Source organism: Prevotella sp. P6B4, assembly GCF_000619985.1.
Classification (GTDB): Bacteria; Bacteroidota; Bacteroidia; order Bacteroidales; family Bacteroidaceae; genus Prevotella.
This window is the reverse complement of record NZ_JHVE01000029.1, coordinates 1-17,329: the sequence shown is the minus strand read 5'-3', so window position 1 is coordinate 17,329 and position 17,329 is coordinate 1. Positions and strand designations below refer to the sequence as shown.

12 protein-coding genes are annotated in these 17,329 nt (G+C 48.8%); 7 read left to right on the top strand and 5 right to left on the bottom strand.

Annotation, left to right across the window (positions count from 1 at the left end):
• Positions 1-14: 14 nt before the first annotated feature.
• Positions 15-1,862: a HAMP domain-containing sensor histidine kinase gene (locus T491_RS0114545; RefSeq protein ID WP_081773407.1), complete on the bottom strand. Its 1,848-nt coding sequence runs from the start codon at positions 1,860-1,862 to the stop codon at positions 15-17.
• Positions 1,859-4,471, bottom strand: coding sequence for a GH92 family glycosyl hydrolase (locus tag T491_RS0114540; protein ID WP_028904532.1), 2,613 nt, complete (start codon positions 4,469-4,471; stop codon positions 1,859-1,861). Before T491_RS0114540 ends, T491_RS0114545 begins: the two co-directional genes overlap by 4 nt.
• A gap of 84 nt (positions 4,472-4,555) precedes the next feature.
• Here T491_RS0114540 and queC point away from each other — a divergent pair, with 84 nt between their 5' ends.
• Both queC and T491_RS0114530 read left to right on the top strand, forming a co-directional pair.
• Positions 4,556-5,209 carry a 7-cyano-7-deazaguanine synthase QueC gene (gene queC / locus T491_RS0114535; protein WP_028904531.1) on the top strand — a complete coding sequence of 218 codons (654 nt, stop codon included), beginning with the start codon at positions 4,556-4,558 and terminating at the stop codon, positions 5,207-5,209.
• Between the two features lies 1 nt (position 5,210).
• A complete protein-coding gene (locus T491_RS0114530) occupies positions 5,211-6,440 on the top strand; it encodes a pitrilysin family protein (protein ID WP_028904530.1) in 1,230 nt (409 codons plus the stop codon).
• Here the strand turns inward: T491_RS0114530 and T491_RS0114525 are convergent.
• From T491_RS0114525 to T491_RS0114515, 3 genes are read right to left on the bottom strand one after another with little or no spacing between them, the layout of a single operon-like run.
• Positions 6,433-6,930 carry an RNA polymerase sigma factor gene (locus T491_RS0114525; protein WP_028904529.1) on the bottom strand — a complete coding sequence of 166 codons (498 nt, stop codon included), beginning with the start codon at positions 6,928-6,930 and terminating at the stop codon, positions 6,433-6,435. The genes T491_RS0114530 and T491_RS0114525 overlap by 8 nt on opposite strands.
• Positions 6,923-7,924 carry a glycoside hydrolase family 43 protein gene (locus T491_RS0114520; protein WP_028904528.1) on the bottom strand — a complete coding sequence of 334 codons (1,002 nt, stop codon included), beginning with the start codon at positions 7,922-7,924 and terminating at the stop codon, positions 6,923-6,925. Before T491_RS0114520 ends, T491_RS0114525 begins: the two co-directional genes overlap by 8 nt.
• A gap of 24 nt (positions 7,925-7,948) precedes the next feature.
• A complete protein-coding gene (locus T491_RS0114515; protein WP_028904527.1) occupies positions 7,949-9,397 on the bottom strand; it encodes an MFS transporter in 1,449 nt (482 codons plus the stop codon).
• 164 nt (positions 9,398-9,561) lie between these two features.
• Here T491_RS0114515 and T491_RS0114510 point away from each other — a divergent pair, with 164 nt between their 5' ends.
• The 5 genes from T491_RS0114510 to T491_RS0114490 all read left to right on the top strand — a co-directional run bounded on the left by T491_RS0114510 (position 9,562) and on the right by T491_RS0114490 (position 17,328).
• Positions 9,562-11,505 carry a sialate O-acetylesterase gene (locus T491_RS0114510; RefSeq protein WP_028904526.1) on the top strand — a complete coding sequence of 648 codons (1,944 nt, stop codon included), beginning with the start codon at positions 9,562-9,564 and terminating at the stop codon, positions 11,503-11,505.
• An 18-nt stretch (positions 11,506-11,523) separates the two neighbouring features.
• Positions 11,524-12,915, top strand: a complete 1,392-nt coding sequence (locus T491_RS0114505; protein WP_028904525.1) for an MFS transporter — start codon at positions 11,524-11,526, stop codon at positions 12,913-12,915.
• A gap of 96 nt (positions 12,916-13,011) precedes the next feature.
• Positions 13,012-15,075 carry a PP2C family protein-serine/threonine phosphatase gene (locus T491_RS17235; RefSeq protein ID WP_051523186.1) on the top strand — a complete coding sequence of 688 codons (2,064 nt, stop codon included), beginning with the start codon at positions 13,012-13,014 and terminating at the stop codon, positions 15,073-15,075.
• 20 nt (positions 15,076-15,095) lie between these two features.
• Positions 15,096-15,641 carry a hypothetical protein gene (locus tag T491_RS0114495; RefSeq protein ID WP_155950163.1) on the top strand — a complete coding sequence of 182 codons (546 nt, stop codon included), beginning with the start codon at positions 15,096-15,098 and terminating at the stop codon, positions 15,639-15,641.
• Position 15,642: 1 nt separating this feature from the next.
• Positions 15,643-17,328, top strand: a complete 1,686-nt coding sequence (locus T491_RS0114490; protein WP_028904522.1) for a nucleoside kinase — start codon at positions 15,643-15,645, stop codon at positions 17,326-17,328.
• Position 17,329 lies beyond the last annotated feature (1 nt).

Here is a 17,329-nt window from a genome sequence, read left to right as displayed (position 1 = left end):
ATGATGTTTGTGGGCTATCCTCGCAATAATTCGAAAATAAAGCGAGCGCCTTGTTTGTATGATGTGTCCAGCCATAGTTTGCCGCCCATTCGCAAGGCGACAGAACGTGAAATGGTCAAGCCGGCACCTGTACCATCTGCAAACTCGTCGAGTTGCACGAACTCTTCGAAGATGTGCTCTGCCTCTTCAGCAGGAATGCCAATGCCAGTGTCCTCAACGATAAATCGTATGACATGATTGGTAAACTCTGTTTTGAGGGTGATGCTGCCTTCGTGGGTGAACTTACAAGCATTCTCCAATAGTTGCCCAAGAATGCGCGATGCGTGTTGCTTGTTGGTAAGCATGGTAACGGCGTTAGTGCTATCGTCGTTAAGTATCTGGAGCGTTACAGCCGAAGTCTTATTGCCAGGCCGGGTATGGTGATCGATGCCTGAATGGCTGATAGCCATCTTGATGATGGTCTTGACGTCGGTATGGTCTTCACGTTCAATCTCAGTTTCGCTGTTCACGTCGCTCAGCATCAGCATGCGGTCAACCAGTTTAATGATGCGGTCTGTACTTTCTGTCACTCGCTCCTGAATATCCCGTTTCTCGCTCTTTGGCAGATCCATATCTGTCGAGGTGAGAACCTGCGTGAAGCCTGATACGATGTTCAGCGGTGTACGAATCTCATGCGAGATGTTACGGATAAACTCGCTTTTCATCTTCGATGATACTTTTGCTTTCTCGTTGGCGATACGCAGTTTGTCGTTGATCTTTTTCAGTCTGATGGCCGTGCGCCAGCCGAAGATGAGTAGCACCAGTAGTGCCAGTACGATGGACGATGAGGCAACAATGGTGTATAAGAACTTGGTATGTTGTTGTTCTGTTTTGAGCTCGTCGACTTGGAAGAGGGTGTTCAGCTCGTCGAGGTGCTGACGGGTCTCGCGTCCGAACACAGAGTCTTTCTCGTGATACAGTCGCTGATAGATGCTTGCTGCCTCTGCCTCTTGTCCTAATTGCATCAGCGACTGGGCTCTGATTTCGTCGGTATGGTCATCCTTCTCATCGGTAATCATCTTGACGCTATCTGTATAGAGCAATGCCTGATTGGCATCGCCTTTGGCCTGGAAGTAGCGGGCCTGCATCTTATAATAATGGTGCAGACTGAGTGGCTTGTTGATGATATGGGCGTGGTGTCCGGCTGTATCAAGGGATAGTTTGGCATCTTCGAACTTCTTCAGTCCGATATAGGCGGCAGCGCGAGCCTGATAGCACGAGTTATAGCACTCGCGCACTTCGTCAGTTCTTCTTTTTCCTACCTTCTTGATAAGAAACTTGTACCAGTCATTGGCTACTTGGAGTTCCTTGTCGAACTGCTTGTCGTAGTCGTAGGCTTTGGCAATGCGATAGAAGATGTTGCTGAGCGAACTGATGTCATCGTCGTCCTTCATCAGCTCGGCATAGTGTTTCAGCGCCTCGACGGCAGGCTCTGTTTGTTTCATGTTGAGATAGATGACGCCTATCTGTTTGTAGGCCATCGCGCGTCCCAGCTTGTTGTTGCGCTTCTGGGCGTCGCTTAGCATCTGCTGTGTTTCTTGTAGCGACAGCTGTAGCTTGCCGAGGGCGCTCAGGGTGTTGGCCTTGAGTTGCCAGGTACGATAGTAGTTCTCCCATTGGTTGTTCTTTCGGAACCATTCCATCTGGGCATTAGCTTCATCGGCAAGTTTTTGTGTCTGCGAGTTGTTTTTCAGGCTGACCATCTGTTGCCATCTGGCTTCGCTCTCTTTCTCAATGCTCGTAGCATTCTTATTCTCTATGGGTTGAGCATAGAGTATCAGGCATCCAATTAAAAGGTTAATAACAGATAGTATTCTTCTCATCGTTCTATACGCCAATCGATTCCCAGAGGATTGTTTCGCATTTCGAGTACCAAGGGTAGCTCGTCGTCGAGAGAGATCCACATTTCTGTGCGGTCGATGTCAGCGCAGACGTGGATGGTATGATTTGTCGAATCCAATTTTCTCCAGGTGATGCCGTCATAGAGGCAGAAGCCATTCTGTTTCAACTCGCGCAGGGCTTTCTTTGAGATAAAGGCGAACGTACCTTTCGCATCGTATGCCACTCCGTCGGCAGGGATGTTCCAGCAGAAGCTGTTGCCATTCTCCACGATGGGGCGTGGGGTCTTGTAGCGTGCCTCTTTGCAGGTAACAAACAAGGTATCTCCCTGCCACGTGTAGGATAACGGCCAGGTGCGGAACTGCTTGTTGAGCGTAAAGCTGATAGCGGCTTTGAGCGATGGGGTTGTCTTTGAGTAGTTTCCTGCCGAGAAACTGGTAGTTTCATGCCGAGAAACTGGTAGTTTCTCCGTAGGAAACAGATGGTGCCCTTCTTTGAAACTCTTCTTTGAAACGTAGAACACCAGTTCGCCGCCTTTCATCAGGTCGGCGTGCTCCAGTCTTGCATCATCCAACAACTTGCCATTCAGGGTAACCTTCTCAAAGTGTGTGCCTTTGCCTTTAATGATACCATGTAGCGTCTGACCGTTCGACAGTTGTAACGTCCACTCTGGAATCAAAGGTGTATGCAACAGGTAGTAGCTCTGTCCGGCATTGGGGTAGAGCCCCATCATATGAAAGGCCAACCATGATGACATGGCGCCGCTATCATCATTGCCTGGTAATCCATCAGGCTTATCGCTATAGTTCTGTGTGATAATCTGGCGAATACGGTCGGATGTCAGGTCAGGGCGACTTATCCAGTGATACAGACAAGGCGTGAGGAACGAAGGCTCATTGCCTACGTTATAGCGCTTGCGGTCGAAGAACAGATCCAGTCGCTTACGGAAGGTTTCTTCGCCACCACAGGCCTCAATCAGTCCTGGCACATCGTGCGGAATACTGAGTGAATACTCTGCCGAGAGAGCTTCGTAGAAGAAGGTGCTCCACCAAGGCAGATACCAGGGAGCAACCTTGGTGATAGGGGTATATGGAATCTGTGGATGATAGACCTTCGACTTGCCCCAAGGTACTGAATCCAGCCAACGTCCATGAGCATCCTTGGGCATGATGTAGCCTTTCACATCGTCCCACTCGTAGTCGGCACGCCAGAGGTTCTTCCAGTTCTTTGATTGCTGGATGTAGCGGTCGTAGATATCCATACGTCCTAAACCTTTGGCTACTAATGCGATGCAATAATCGTTATAGGCGTATTCGATGGTGCGCGTGCCGGCACGGTCGATACCATAGGGCAGAAAACCGTATTTCAGGTATTCGTGCAGTCCACCTCGTCCGTGTTTCTCGTGGTCGGCACCTGGATCGGCTTCCGCATCCTTCAGCATAGCTTCGAGAGCGAAGTTGTAATCAATGCCTTCCACACCTTTAGCAAAGGCGTCGGCTATCACCACCTCGGCATTCGAACCGCCTTGGGTACGACCGTTGCAATCGCCACTACGGGCGTCAGGCATGTATCCCTCTCGTTTATAGATGTTTAGCAGCGAGTTTACGATATCCGCCTCGCGTTTAGGGTCAATCAGTGTGATGAGTGGCGAACTGGAACGGTAGGTGTCCCAGATGGCATAGTAGTCATCGTAGTAAGGTTTCTCTGTCCATTTGGGGTTTTCGCCGGTCTTATCCACAGGCATGATCATGGTGTGGTAAAGAGCAGTATAGAACATGCGCTTATCAGTCCCTGAACCTGTTATCTGGATGCGACTGAGCAGACGCTCCCAGCTCTGGCGGAGTTTTGCCAGTTGACTGTCGAAGTCGTCTTCAACGATATTGCGCTTGGCTTGTTGTTCGCTGACGTACGAAATGCCAATCTTTATGTTCAATAAGGTATCGGCAAAGGCGATGGTATTATCGCTCGTCTGCTTAAATGCTTTATCTGTTACCAGACAAAAGTAGACTGTATAGGCATCACCATTGTTCCAGCCGCCTCGAACGCGTGTGTAACCACGTACCTCGTGGTTGTTCACCACTTCTACTTCGCCACCGATGAACTGCTGCTGTTCACGACGGTCTGGTTCAGGGTTCTTGCCCAGGTAATGGGTGGCATCGATGAGTAGTGAACCGTTCGTGGGATAGTGTATGCGATAGAATGCACAGCGTTCAGCTGTTGTAATCTCTGTGCGGATGCCATTCTCGAAGGTGGTGGCATAATAACCTAATGCGAACATCTCATTTACCCGTCTCTGAGGAGTTACACCTGGTTGTATCAGAATATTACCATATTTCTGCCCACCGCCAGTACCACTGACATGGGTCTGCGAGAAACCTGTCACAACCTCAGGCATCTTGGCCCAGCCGGCATTAGGCTTAACGGTACAGTCGGGACCTGGTTTACACATGCCAAAAGGCATCGACGGACCAGGGAAAGTCCTTCCCACACCCTCACTGCCAATCCTTGGATCGACATACTGCCACACTTGTCCCAAGCTTGCCATAGAACAGAGTAGCAAACATACGGTTAAAATGTTCGTTTTTAGTTTCATGCCGCAAAGATAAACATTTTTTCGTGTAATTAGTGTGTTTCGTGCCTTTTTTTTCGTACTTTTGCAGCCAAAAAGATAAGAAAGATGAAAGACTGTATATTGATACTGAGCGGTGGTCTCGATTCTACCACCTTGCTGTACGACTATCAGGACCGTATTGCATTAGCAATATCTTTCGATTATGGCAGTAATCATAATGCGAAGGAGATACCCTTTGCACGTCTGCATTGCGAACGTTTGGGAATCAAGCATATCGTGATTCCCCTTGAGTTTATGGGGCAGTATTTTCATAGTTCGTTGTTGGAGGGCGATGAGGCCATCCCTGAAGGTCATTATGCCGACGAGAATATGAAATCGACTGTTGTGCCTTTCCGCAATGGTATCATGTTGGCTGTAGCAACAGGTATGGCCGAGAGCAATAATCTGCAGTATGTGATGATGGCCAATCACGGAGGCGATCATACAATCTATCCTGACTGCCGTCCAGAGTTTGTCGATGCTTTCGATCAGGCCGCTCATGCCGGCACTTATAATGGTGTACGCTTGCTTTCGCCATATTGCAATATGACTAAAGGACAGATTGCTGCACGTGGTAAGCAACTGGGTATCAACTATGCCGAGACCTGGTCGTGCTACCGTGGTGGCGACAAGCATTGTGGTAAGTGTGGTACCTGCGTAGAACGCAAGGAGGCCTTGGCTGATGCCGGTATCGATGACCCAACAGACTACGAAGGATAAGATGTCGAAATACAATATCCATACTCTATCCAATGGATTGCGGATCATCCACAAGCCTTCTGTGGCTGAGGTGGTTTACTGCGGTTATCAGATTGCAGCAGGTACGCGTGATGAGCTACCAGGCGAAGAGGGTATGGCTCACTTCTGCGAACATATGACGTTCAAGGGTACTGAGCATCGCAACGCCCTCCAGATTATCAATGGCCTGGAGCAATTAGGCGGCGATCTGAATGCCTTCACTAACAAGGAAGATACCACCTTCTATGCTGCTATCCAGAAGGAGCATATTGCTAAAGCTATCTCGCTGCTTACCGATATGGTATTCCACAGTGCCTATCCTCAGCACGAGATTGATAAGGAGGTAGAGGTGATCTGCGATGAAATTGAGAGTTATAACGACTCGCCAGCAGAGCTGATCTACGATGAATTTGAGAATATGTTGTTCGAGGGGCATCCCTTGGGGCATAACATATTGGGCAATGCCGATCAGTTGCGTACCTATAAAACAGCCGATGCCTTACGATTTGTAAAGCGCAACTATCGCCCTGATAACGCTATCTTCTTTGCCTATGGCAATGTGGATTTCAAACGTCTGGTAAAAATGGTAGAGAAAGCGCAGGAATTAGTTCAGGCACCAGCCGGACAACAATCCGTATTGGTTGGCGGTACCCCAGCGGTTCCTGCCAAATCGCTTACCAAAGATATAGGTTCGCACCAGGCTCATGTGATGTTAGGCACACGTAGCTACGATATCCATCACCCTTTGCGTATCCCTTTGTATCTGCTGAATAACATCCTTGGCGGTCCCAGCATGAATGCCCGCCTGAACCTTGCCTTGCGCGAGCGTCATGGTCTGGTTTATACTGTTGAGAGTACGATGGTGAGCTATAGCGATACAGGCATGTGGAGCATTTATTTTGGTTGCGACCCACATGATGTAAGAAAATGTCTCCGTTTGGTGCGTCGCGAGCTGGATAAGGTGATGCAGAAGCCTCTGAGCGATAGTGCCCTTCAGAAAGCCAAACAGCAGTTGAAAGGTCAGATAGCCATTGCTTGTGACAATCGTGAGCAGTTTGCCCTCGACCTTGGCAAGAGTTTCCTGCATTATGGTTGGGAGAAAAACGTTGATAAACTGTTTGATAGTATCGATAAGGTGACGGTTGCTGACATCCAGCAGGTGGCAAACGATTTGTTTGCCGCTGATAAACTGTCCACTTTAATATTCAAATAGCGCGCAGGTACTGTCGCATAGCTTTGCGGGCAGTACCCAAGCGATACTCTACGCTCTTGTAGTTATCGCCCAGAAAAACCGATATCTCACTTACCTTCATACCATCGTAGATATGAAGACGATAGATTTCACGACAGTTCTCAGGCAGTCGGGCTAATCCGCGTTCCATCTGTTCGGTGATTTCGTGGATAGAGTAAACAGAGTCTGTAGAAAGCTTCTCGCTACATACCTGATGGATATAGTGCTCGTACTCATGATAGCTGGTACGACGACGGTAGTAGTCGAAGATGAGATGACTGGCAATGGTATAGGCTAAGGCTGGTAAGGTGTGCTCGGTTAATAATTTAGTGGAAGTGAGCAGACGCAGAAAGACGTTTTGTACCACATCTTCTGCCTCTGCACTTCCACCAAGACGAGCTCTGACGTATGTCAGCAACTCGTCGCGGTGAGTAATAAAATAGTTGTCTATAAGTTGATAATTATTATTCATTGATGACCTTCTGAATCGTTCCATCCTCGTTATAGAACAGGCGCTGCACCTTGAGTGAGCGCAGGTGGGTGATATCATTTGAAGGTACGCAGTCGTGATAGAACAGGAACCATTCGCCCTTATACTCTACGATAGAGTGGTGGGTTGTCCATCCTACAACTGGGTCGAGGATGACACCTTGATAGGTGAAAGGTCCGTAAGGATTGTCGCCGATACCATAGCACAGCATGTGGCTGTCGCCGGTAGAATAGCTGAAGTAATACTTGCCGTTGTACTTGTGCATCCATGAAGCCTCGAAGAAACGATGAGGATCACCTGCCTTCAGGGGCTGTCCGTCCTTGTCGACTACCACAACGCTGCGTGGAGCCTCTGAGAACTGCAGTACATCATCGCTCATCTTTACCACGAAGCTCGACAGGGCAGGTACGTCGGCAGGCGCAAAGAGCTGGGTCTTCTTATCAGCAGCAGGACCAAGGTCAACACCTTCTTTCACCAGTTTCTCTGGAGCCTGGTACCACTGCAACTGTCCACCCCACAGACCACCGAAGTAGCAGTAGATCTGTCCGTCTTCGTCTTTGAATACGCTGGGGTCTATAGAGAATGAACCACGGATAGGCTGATCCTGTGGAATGAATGGCCCTTCGGGCTTATCAGCAACTGCTACACCCAGGTGGAATACACCATTGTAGTCCTTAGCCGAGAAAATCAGGTAGTACTTACCATCCTTCTCTACACAGTCGTTATCCCACATCTGCTTTTCAGCCCACTTTACGTCGGCAACATCCAGAATCTTTCCATAGTCGGTTACCTCGCCATTCTCTACGTCTTCCATAGAGATAACGTGATAGTCTTTCATCTGGAAGTGACCGCCATCATCGTCGAAGGCAGCACCAGCCTCCCAGTCGTGAGAGGGATATACATAAAGCTTACCATTGAATACATTAGCAGAAGGATCTGCATAATAATCTTTCGGATAAAGATAGCGTGGTTTCATATACAAACTATATTAAATGAGTTATTAAACATGATTATTTTGGTTGGCAAAGCGTCGCCGTGCAGCTAACTCTGCCTGCATATTCTCGTTATATTCCTTGGAAATCGGATAGAAATGGAGCGCTACTACGCCTACAACAAAGAGGATGGCAGGAACAACACTTGATACCAGTCGGATGCCTAAGGTGGCACTCTCATTCTGGATCGTTGACTCGCCACCAGAGTTATAGCCAAACATCGAAATGATGATGCCGGCAATAGCACCTCCGAATCCCAGACCTAATTTCAGCGCGAGTACGATACCTGAGAAACAGAATCCTGTGGCACGGCGATGGTTCTCGTATTCTATATGGTCGGCTACATCGCCTATCATGGCCCATAGTAGTGGGATGGTAGGGGCATAGACTAACGAGCGCAGGAAGTTGAGTACGAACAATAAGCTGACATCTGTTGGCTCAGGGATATAGAAGAGCGCTGTAAAGAAGGCGGTCATGGCCAGACAAACCTTGAAGGTCTTTTTCTTTCCGAACTTGTTGGCTAAGTAACGCGACAAACAGATGACACCCATAAATTGTACCACAGCGCCCATCATGTTAAAGGCTGAGAAACCAAAAGAATAGGCCTCGTCAGGTTCGATGCTGACAAAATGTGACAGGAAATCATAAAGCGACTTCTGATCGACATTATACTGGAAATAGAAATTCATGGCCGATCCCCACATGGCTAATGTGATGAATAGGGAGAAAGTGAGCAGCGCCATGGCATTCCAGGATACACTCGAAAAAGTGTTCTTGATATCTTCTCTAATACTGATTTGCTGCTGTGGAGGTGGTTGGATACGCTCTTTGGATACCGCAAATGTAATGATAAAGAATAGAAATGCGATACAGGCAAAGAGGATGATAGTACAGCTCCAACCATGCTGCAACGTGTTACCCTCGGCAAAATGTTCGACGAGTGGTAATGTGAGTCCTTGTACCACGAACTGTGCTATGGTAACAACGACGAATCGGATGGTGGTGATGCTGGTGCGCTCGCGTATGTCGCTCGTCATTACGCCTCCTAATGAGGAATAGGGGATGTTGTTAAAACTGTAGACGGTCATGAGCAGCACGTAGCTGATAGTAGCATAGATGGCTACGGCGCCTTTGCTATGTATGCCCGGATTGTAGAATGCCAATACATAAAAAAGACAGAAAGGGATGACGGTCCATAGCATCCAGGGGCGGAATTTGCCCCAGCGGGTGTTGGTATGGTCGGTCAGTAGACCTACTGCGGGATCAACAATAACAGCCGAAATACTGGCAATCATCAGTACCGATCCAGCCACTGCTCCATCAAGTCCGAAAACGTCGGTATAGAACTTCAACTGGAATATCATCATCATCTGGAATACCAGATTAGCGGCGGCATCTCCCAAGGAATAGCCCACCTTTTCGCCCAATGAAACCTGTTGTGATGATAACTTATTCATAACTGTTGTTGTTAAAACTGCTGCAAAGGTAGTGAAAAAATAGCCATCCGACATTCTAAATTGTTACAGATGCTTTTCAAAATGTGTCATCGCGTAAGAAAAAAGGTGATTTTGGATAGTTCAACAAAGAATTTTGTTACTTTTGCAACATCAAAGCAACAATTATGAAGAAAATTCTGTTTTTTTGCGCAACTTTATTCTGCCTTTCAATTGCTGATGCTAAGGTTTCTATGCCGCAACTGTTCCAGTCGGGTATGGTGATGCAGCGTGGTAAAACGATCCCTGTTTGGGGAAAAGCCGATGTCGGCGAAACGGTTACCATACGATTCAATAAGAAAGTGTATACCACAACTGCCGATGCTGATGGTCGTTGGCGCATTGATCTCCCTAAGATGAAAGCGGGTGGCCCTTATCAGATGTCTGTTAACGAACAGACCATTGATAACATTATGATCGGCGATGTGTGGCTGTTGTCTGGTCAGTCGAATATCGATGTAACTATCGAACGCGTCTATCCGCAGTACACTCAGGAGATTGATAACTACGAGAATAGTCAGATCCGCTTGTTCCGTGTGCAGAACGAAACGAGCACGCATGGCGTTAAGGAAGATATCCGTCCCACAAATATCAACTGGAAACCTGCCAATAAGCAGAATGCCTGGCTATTCTCGGCAGCTGGCTACTTCTTGGGTAAGCGTATGTTCGAGAAAAACAAGGTGGCTCAGGGCATCATCGTCAACAGTTGGGGTGGAACCCCTATCGAGGCATGGATTAGCGAAGACTCGCTGAAAACCTGCTATCCCATGCTCATCAAAAAATTACAGATGTATCAGAATGATGCCTACATACGCGCTCAGATGCAGGCCAATGGTGCTGCTAACCAGCAATGGGAGGCCATTCTGAATCAGACCGACCCTGGCTATGCTGATGCGAAATGCGATGACAGCCAGTGGCCTGTGGTCAATCAGAACGACTGGACCTGGCGCGGTACGGGTAGTGTGTGGTTGCGTCAGCATATAACGATTGACAAGGCGCATGCAGGAAAACCGGCGCGTTTGCTGTTAGGTACACTCTTCGATCGTGATGTGACATACCTGAATGGTAAGCAGATAGGCCAGACGGGCTATCAGTATCCGCCTCGCCGCTATGATATCCCTGAAGGACTCTTGCAGGAAGGTGATAATGTAATTGCTATCCGCTTTATCAACAAATACGGCGCTGCGCACTTTATTCCCGAAAAGCCTTATATGTTTTGTTTCGGCGACGATCGTTTCTCGCAGAACCCCATGCCCCAGGATGTGATTCCTTTGAGCCAGCAGTGGCTGATGCATGTCGGTGCCGAGATGCCTCAGTGCCCAGGCGGCGATGTCTCTCTGCAGAATCAGCCTACCACCCTCTATAATGCCGTGCTCTATCCCTTGGCACCTTACGCCATCAACGGTGTTGTTTGGTATCAGGGTGAATCGAATACAGGAAATCCTGCATATGCAGACTATCTGAAGAAACTGATGGGCTGTTGGCGCGATCGTTGGCAGGAGCAGCTGCCTTTTGTCATTGTCCAGTTGGCCAACTACGATGGTCGCCAGCAGAGTGGCTTCCCACGTCCCATCACGCCACAGTTAGACCCCGTCAACAGCGGTTGGGCGCAGTTGCGCGAGGCTCAGCGCACCGCAGTCAAAGCCGATGCACGTGCAGAACTGGCAGTCATCAACGACTTGGGCGAGACGGTTGATATCCATCCCTTGCGTAAAAAAGAGGTTGCCGAGCGCGTGGCCCTGTGCTTTGATAAGCTCTTATATAATAATAAGGTGAAGTTGTCGCCCGAGGTGGTATCTACTCATGTGAGTGATGCGGCTATTCAGCTCACACTCGACCAACCCATACAGGAAGGCGATCTTTATACATTCGAGGTTTGCAACAATGGTAGCGACAAATATCAGAATGTTCCTGCTGTCGGCAGGGGTAACGTGATTACCCTTCTTTATCCTACGGCATCTCAGGCACCATGCCTGAAAATCCGCTACGCTTGGAAGGACGATCCTAAGCAGGCAAATGTACGTTCATTGAACGGTCTGCCAATGAGTTCATTCGAATTGAAGATTAAATAATAATAACTAATAAGAATTATGAGTACAACTAACGAAACCAAAGGCTTTTACAAGCTTTCGTGGCTCCAGCGCATCGGATATGGATCGGGCGACCTGGCGCAAAACCTGATTTTCCAGACGGTGGCATGTTATCTCATGCTTTACTTGACTACAGTACTGAAGATTAATCCAGCTTTTGTGAGTGGACTGATTCTTTCCGTTCGACTCATCGACTGTTTCTGGAGTCCTGTAGTAGGTCGTTATATTGATAACCGTAACCCCAAATTGGGTAAGTACCGCACTTACCTGCTTTATGGTGGTATTCCCCTGACGGTTGCCGCCTGCCTGCTCATGCTGCCTCAGGCCGCTACCTGGTCAACCAGCATGAAGCTGATCTATGCCACTGTGAGCTATACGGTGCTGAGTATGATCTATTCAGTGGTAAATATCCCTTATGGCTCTATTATGGCCAGTATGACGCGCGATAACGACGAGGTGCTGAAACTGACATCTACCCGTATGGTGTGCGCTAATATCGGTCAGATTGTAGTTCAGGCTGGTTTCCCCATCGGTTTGGCTATGGTTGCTCACACGATAATCGACTGGAATCAGGCTCTGTTCATGGCCATTGGTACTATCCCTGCCTTCGTTATCCTGCCCTCTCTGCCTATGTTGAAGAGATGGTTGGGCAAGAAGGGCCTGTATTATCTGCTGCTCACTATTGGTTTTGTAGGCTTCGCCATCCTGTTTACCATTGGTAAGTTCTTTGATGTGGCAGCCCTTAATACGCTGGTACAGACAGCCAAGGTGATGACAGGTGTGGGTCTGTTGGTAGGTTCTCTGATGTGGGCTCTTGTGCCTGAGGTCATCACCGAGGCCGAGTATCGCACAGGCAACCGTCCTGCTGCTACCGTTAACGCCCTGGCTGGTGTAGCCTTCAAGGCTGGTTTCTCCATAGCCGGTTGGATTACGCCATTGGTAATGGGTATGATTGGCTTCGATCTGGCCAGCGAGGAGTCGGCTCTGCCTATCGATCCTAATGCCTGGTTTACCGTTACCTGCGTGTTTGCCATCATCGGCTTTATGCTTCTGCTTTATTGCTTCACAGGTTGTAGGGAGCGAATCGCTACCACCCCTGAGAAGCCTGTTACCTACCGCGAGATGTTTGCCGAGTTCAAGGCCAACAAGTGCCTGCAGCTGGTACTGAGCATCTTTGTAACAGTGTTCCTGGCATCGTTTATCAGCGCACCTGTTAACGCTTATTATACGCACCTTGCCGAATATTCTGCAACAGCACAGAATGCTATTCTGGTGTTCACTTGTATTATCCCAGCTGTTCTGCTGATCGTTGTAGGTTGCCTCATCTATAAGTATCCTCTTACCGATGAGCGTCTTGACGAGATTAACAAGGAGATTGAAGCTCGCGGATAAAAGAGCGATGTTTATGTAATATTTTGGTGGAATAACTTGCAAGTTCCAAACTTTTTCCGTATCTTTGCCCACAAGAAATGATTATTGGGCATAAGAATGAGCCAAAGAACTATTAAACTACTGGCTTGTTTCTCGCTGGCAGTGTTGCTGGTGGTTGCATGCGGCGAACGGAAAGAAACAGGACTTGAAAAGAATACAGCCGACGGATTAGTCCTTGATGCATACAAGCATAAGGACTATCCGTTGTTATTGTCTTTAGCCGATAGTCTTGGCAAGGCTGGTGCTATCTCCGAAGTTCAGTCGTACTATTGGAGTGGCTATGCCAGCGACCGCATGGGTAAGAAGCGTACAGCCGAGTATTATTGGAAGAAAGCCGAGAGCGCAGTCGATAATTATAATAATGGCGAGCAGGTGGATTATTATGCCAAATCGGCCAGTCATCTGGCTAACCTGTTGAACCTGAAGGGCGATTTCGATGGCTCGTTGAAGGAGGCTATCAATGCTGCCGAAAAGCTCGAGGTGTTAGGTTGCGACACTACCACCGATTATGTAAACCTGCTGGTGTTTATCGGTTGCGGTCAGGCCCGTTTGCCTGGCATGGAAGAAACTACCAGAAAGTCGTTCGAACGTGCTTATAGCAAACATCTTGAGCGCATCAACGCTTCACCTACCGAATCTACTTACAAAGGTGCCATTGCCGGCATTGTGAATATGGCTTACTCGTGCAATGCCACCCATCAGTATCAGCAGGCCATGCATTGGTGCGACTGCTATGAAGAGCTGGTACAGAAATATGAGAGGCTATATCCTGCCGACGTAGACTATATCGACAAGCAGCTTGCCCGTTGTAGTATCTATCGTGCCACAGCGCTTGTCTCGTTAGGACAATCGCAGGAGTCGTATCTGGCCTATCTTGATTTCAGAAACACCAAGTTCAGTAAGAGTCCTGAGGGTATTTACGACGCTGGTGAGTACCTGATTGAGGCCAAACAATGGAAAGATGCTGCCGTTTGTTTTCAGCGACTCGATGAGTTGGTGAACAAATATCGCATGGAGTTCTCGATCGAGAATCTCGAAACCTATTATCTTAAGAAGTACGAAGCCAACCTCAAGGCTGGTCGTAAGGACTCGGTTTATGCCATCAGTACCTTTATCTGCGACTCGCTCAGTGTAGCCATCGATCGAGCAAGAGCCGATAATGCAGCCGAACTGGCCACTATCTACAATACCGAGCAGAATGAAACCAAGCTGGCCGAAAACGAAGCCAAGCTGCTGCGCGAACGACAGATAGCGGCTATCATCACCATTATTCTCATCATCGGCTTCTTCATTGTCTATGCCCTTTACAAGCAGAAGGCTGCTGCCAGGCTGCACAAGGCGCACAACGATCTGAAAGCGGCTTACGACCAGCTCGAGGAAACCACGTCGGCCAAGGAGCGTATCGAGAGCGAGCTGCGCATTGCCCGTCATATCCAGGAGTCGATGGTGCCCAACGAATTTCCACAGCGTTCTGATTTCGATCTCTATGCTTCGATGACAGCCGCTAAGGAGGTAGGAGGCGATTTGTACGACTATCTGATTATTGGCGATAACTTGTGCTTCTGTGTAGGCGACGTATCAGGTAAGGGCGTGCCCGCAGCGCTCTTCATGGCTCAGGTCATCCGCCTGTTCCGTGCTATGGTAAAGCGTAACTACACGCCAGCCAAGTTAGCTACCGAGCTGAATGCTGAACTGAGTGAGCATAACGACGACGGCATGTTTATTACCATGTTTATCGGTATGGTGAACCTGCGTACAGGCAAGCTCGACTTCTGTAACGCAGGTCATAATCCCCCCATATTAGGTAATGGCGATGAGAGCAGATTCCTGAAGATGGAATCGAATGCGCCCATTGGCCTGTGGGAGGGACTGAAATATACTGGCGAGGTTATCGACGACATCCGTGGTCGCCTGTTCTTTGTATATACCGACGGACTGAATGAGGCCGAGAATAGCCAGCTGGATCAGTTTGGCGACGAACAGGTGCTTACCGTATTTAAGCGTAATAGCCTGCTGAGTCCTCGCGAGATGGTAGATACCATGAAGACTGAGGTGAGTCAGCATCGCGATGGTGCCGATCCAAACGACGACCTCACTATGCTCTGCCTACATGTAGTATAGACTATAATATTTGACTTGATATGATAAATTGCAAACATCTCTGTATGATGCTGATGCTGGCATTATGCACTCTCACCGCTCAGGCTCAGGAAGCAGAGCTTATCCGTAATGGCGATTTTGAACTGAAACCCAGAGTAGAACGAGGTACCAGTGCTACAACCGCTTGGGATGGTCCCAAGCCAGTAGTCGTGGTACATGTCGACCCTATTAGTGCCGATAATCCTAATTATGCTGTTATCTGCTGCGATACCATCTATAACGTGGGGTTTGATGGTATCCCTGTGGTTGAAGGTGCCAAGTACGATTTCTCTGTCAGCTTGCGTCATATCCCTGCGCTGAAGGAAGAGGAGCGTACCTGTGGCCACAAACTCCTCATCATCCAGTTGGTCGATGAGCAACGGAAGCCTTTGGCCGAGGCCACTATCCGCGCTAAGGGCTGCCACTGGCAGAAATACGAAACAACATTTACGGCTAATGCCGCCAGTGCCAAGGCTCGGTTAGCCATCATCGGCATCGGCTGTCAGAAGATAGCTATCGATAAGGTCAGTCTGAAAAAACACGAGTAGTATGTTACATATCCGCTGCAAGAATAACAACGTCACCAAGAGTTTCCCTGAAGGTACATCGTTAACCGACGTCTATCAGGCGTTTGCCAATGATCTAAACTTTGAGTATCCTGTGGTTTCGGCCAAGGTCAACAATGCCTCGCAGGGCTTGAAGTTCCGTTTGTATCAGAATCGCGACGTGGAGTTTCTCGATGCCCGTAGTGGTTCTGGCCGCCGTGTGTATATACGCTCGTTGTGCTTTGTGCTCTACAAGGCTACCTGCGATGTGTTCCCTGGCAGCAAACTCTACATGGAGCACCCCATCTCTAATGGCTATTACTGCAACTTTAAAAAGAAAAACAACGAGCCCCTGACCGATGAGGATGTGCAGAAGATCTGCCAGCGCATGAAGGAGATTGTTGATCTCGACCTGCCCTTCCGTCGCACCGAGGCCACTACCGACGAGGCTGTACGTGTGTTCAGCGAGCGTGGTTTTGCCGATAAGGTGAAGCTGATTGAAACCAGCGGTCAGATATATACCGATTATTATATGCTGGGCGATACCGTGGATTATTACTATGGTCCGCTGGTACCCTCGGCTGGTTTCCTCAAGGTGTGGGGCCTGGAGCGCTATCACGACGGCTTGTTGCTGCGTGTGCCTGATAAGAACGACCCTACCAAGTTGGCCGAGAAGGTGGATATGCCTCGTACGTTCGAGGTGTTTGCAGAAAAAGTGCGTTGGGATATCATTATGCGCCTGTCGAATGCGGGCGATGTCAACAAGGCCATCCTGCGTGGCTATGGCTCCGAGCTGATTCAGGTGAGCGAGGCCCTGCAGGAAAAGAAGATCGTGAAAATCGCCGAGGAGATCGACCAGCGTTTCCGCAACCCAGAGAATCCCATCCGTATAGTCCTCATTACAGGACCGTCGAGCTCAGGTAAGTCCACCTTCTGTAAGCGTCTTTCCGTACAGCTCTTGGCCTGCGGTTTGCGCCCCTATTCGTTCTCTACCGACGATTACTTTGTGAACCGTGTCGATACCCCCAAGCTGCCTAACGGTCAGTACGACTTTGATAATATCGAGACTGTAGATTACAAGCTGCTGGGCGAGCACTTGGAGCGCCTGATGAAGGGCGAGGTAGTAGAGGTGCCCCAGTATAACTTTGTGACAGGTAAGCGCGAGTGGAACGGTAAGAAGTTTAAGTTGAGCAATGATAGTGTGCTGATTATCGAGGGTATTCACGCCCTGAATCCTCTGCTCACTAAGCAGATTCCCGATTCAGCCAAGTATAAGATCTATATCTCTGCCCTCACCAGTATCTCGCTCGACGATCACAACTGGATTCCTACCCAGGACAACCGCCTGTTGCGTCGCATCATCCGCGACTACAACAAAGGCGCTTTCTCGGCTCGTGAGACCATCAGTCAATGGAAGAGTGTGTGCGAGGCCGAGGACCAGTGGATCGCTCCTTTCCAGGAGACGGCCGATGTGATGTTCAATTCGGCGCTTAATATCGAGTTTGCCGTGTTGCGCACCCATGCCGAGGTGATTCTTGCTTCAGTTCCCAAAAACTGCCCAGAGTACGCCGAGGCCCATCGCCTGTTGAAATTCCTGCGCTATTTCATTCCCATCAGCGACAAGGAGATTCCCCCCACCAGCATCATGCGTGAGTTCGTAGGTGGCAGCAGCTTCAAATACAGGGGCTAAA

Excerpts from the sequence above, each read along its gene's own strand:
- T491_RS0114545 (WP_081773407.1), bottom strand. The coding sequence starts at position 1,862 with ATGAGAAGAATACTATCTGTTATTAACCTTTTAATTGGATGCCTGATA.
- T491_RS0114540 (WP_028904532.1), bottom strand. The coding sequence starts at position 4,471 with ATGAAACTAAAAACGAACATTTTAACCGTATGTTTGCTACTCTGTTCT.
- queC (WP_028904531.1), top strand. The coding sequence starts at position 4,556 with ATGAAAGACTGTATATTGATACTGAGCGGTGGTCTCGATTCTACCACC.
- T491_RS0114530 (WP_028904530.1), top strand. The coding sequence starts at position 5,211 with ATGTCGAAATACAATATCCATACTCTATCCAATGGATTGCGGATCATC.
- T491_RS0114525 (WP_028904529.1), bottom strand. The coding sequence starts at position 6,930 with ATGAATAATAATTATCAACTTATAGACAACTATTTTATTACTCACCGC.
- T491_RS0114520 (WP_028904528.1), bottom strand. The coding sequence starts at position 7,924 with ATGAAACCACGCTATCTTTATCCGAAAGATTATTATGCAGATCCTTCT.
- T491_RS0114515 (WP_028904527.1), bottom strand. The coding sequence starts at position 9,397 with ATGAATAAGTTATCATCACAACAGGTTTCATTGGGCGAAAAGGTGGGC.
- T491_RS0114510 (WP_028904526.1), top strand. The coding sequence starts at position 9,562 with ATGAAGAAAATTCTGTTTTTTTGCGCAACTTTATTCTGCCTTTCAATT.
- T491_RS0114505 (WP_028904525.1), top strand. The coding sequence starts at position 11,524 with ATGAGTACAACTAACGAAACCAAAGGCTTTTACAAGCTTTCGTGGCTC.
- T491_RS17235 (WP_051523186.1), top strand. The coding sequence starts at position 13,012 with ATGAGCCAAAGAACTATTAAACTACTGGCTTGTTTCTCGCTGGCAGTG.
- T491_RS0114495 (WP_155950163.1), top strand. The coding sequence starts at position 15,096 with ATGATAAATTGCAAACATCTCTGTATGATGCTGATGCTGGCATTATGC.
- T491_RS0114490 (WP_028904522.1), top strand. The coding sequence starts at position 15,643 with ATGTTACATATCCGCTGCAAGAATAACAACGTCACCAAGAGTTTCCCT.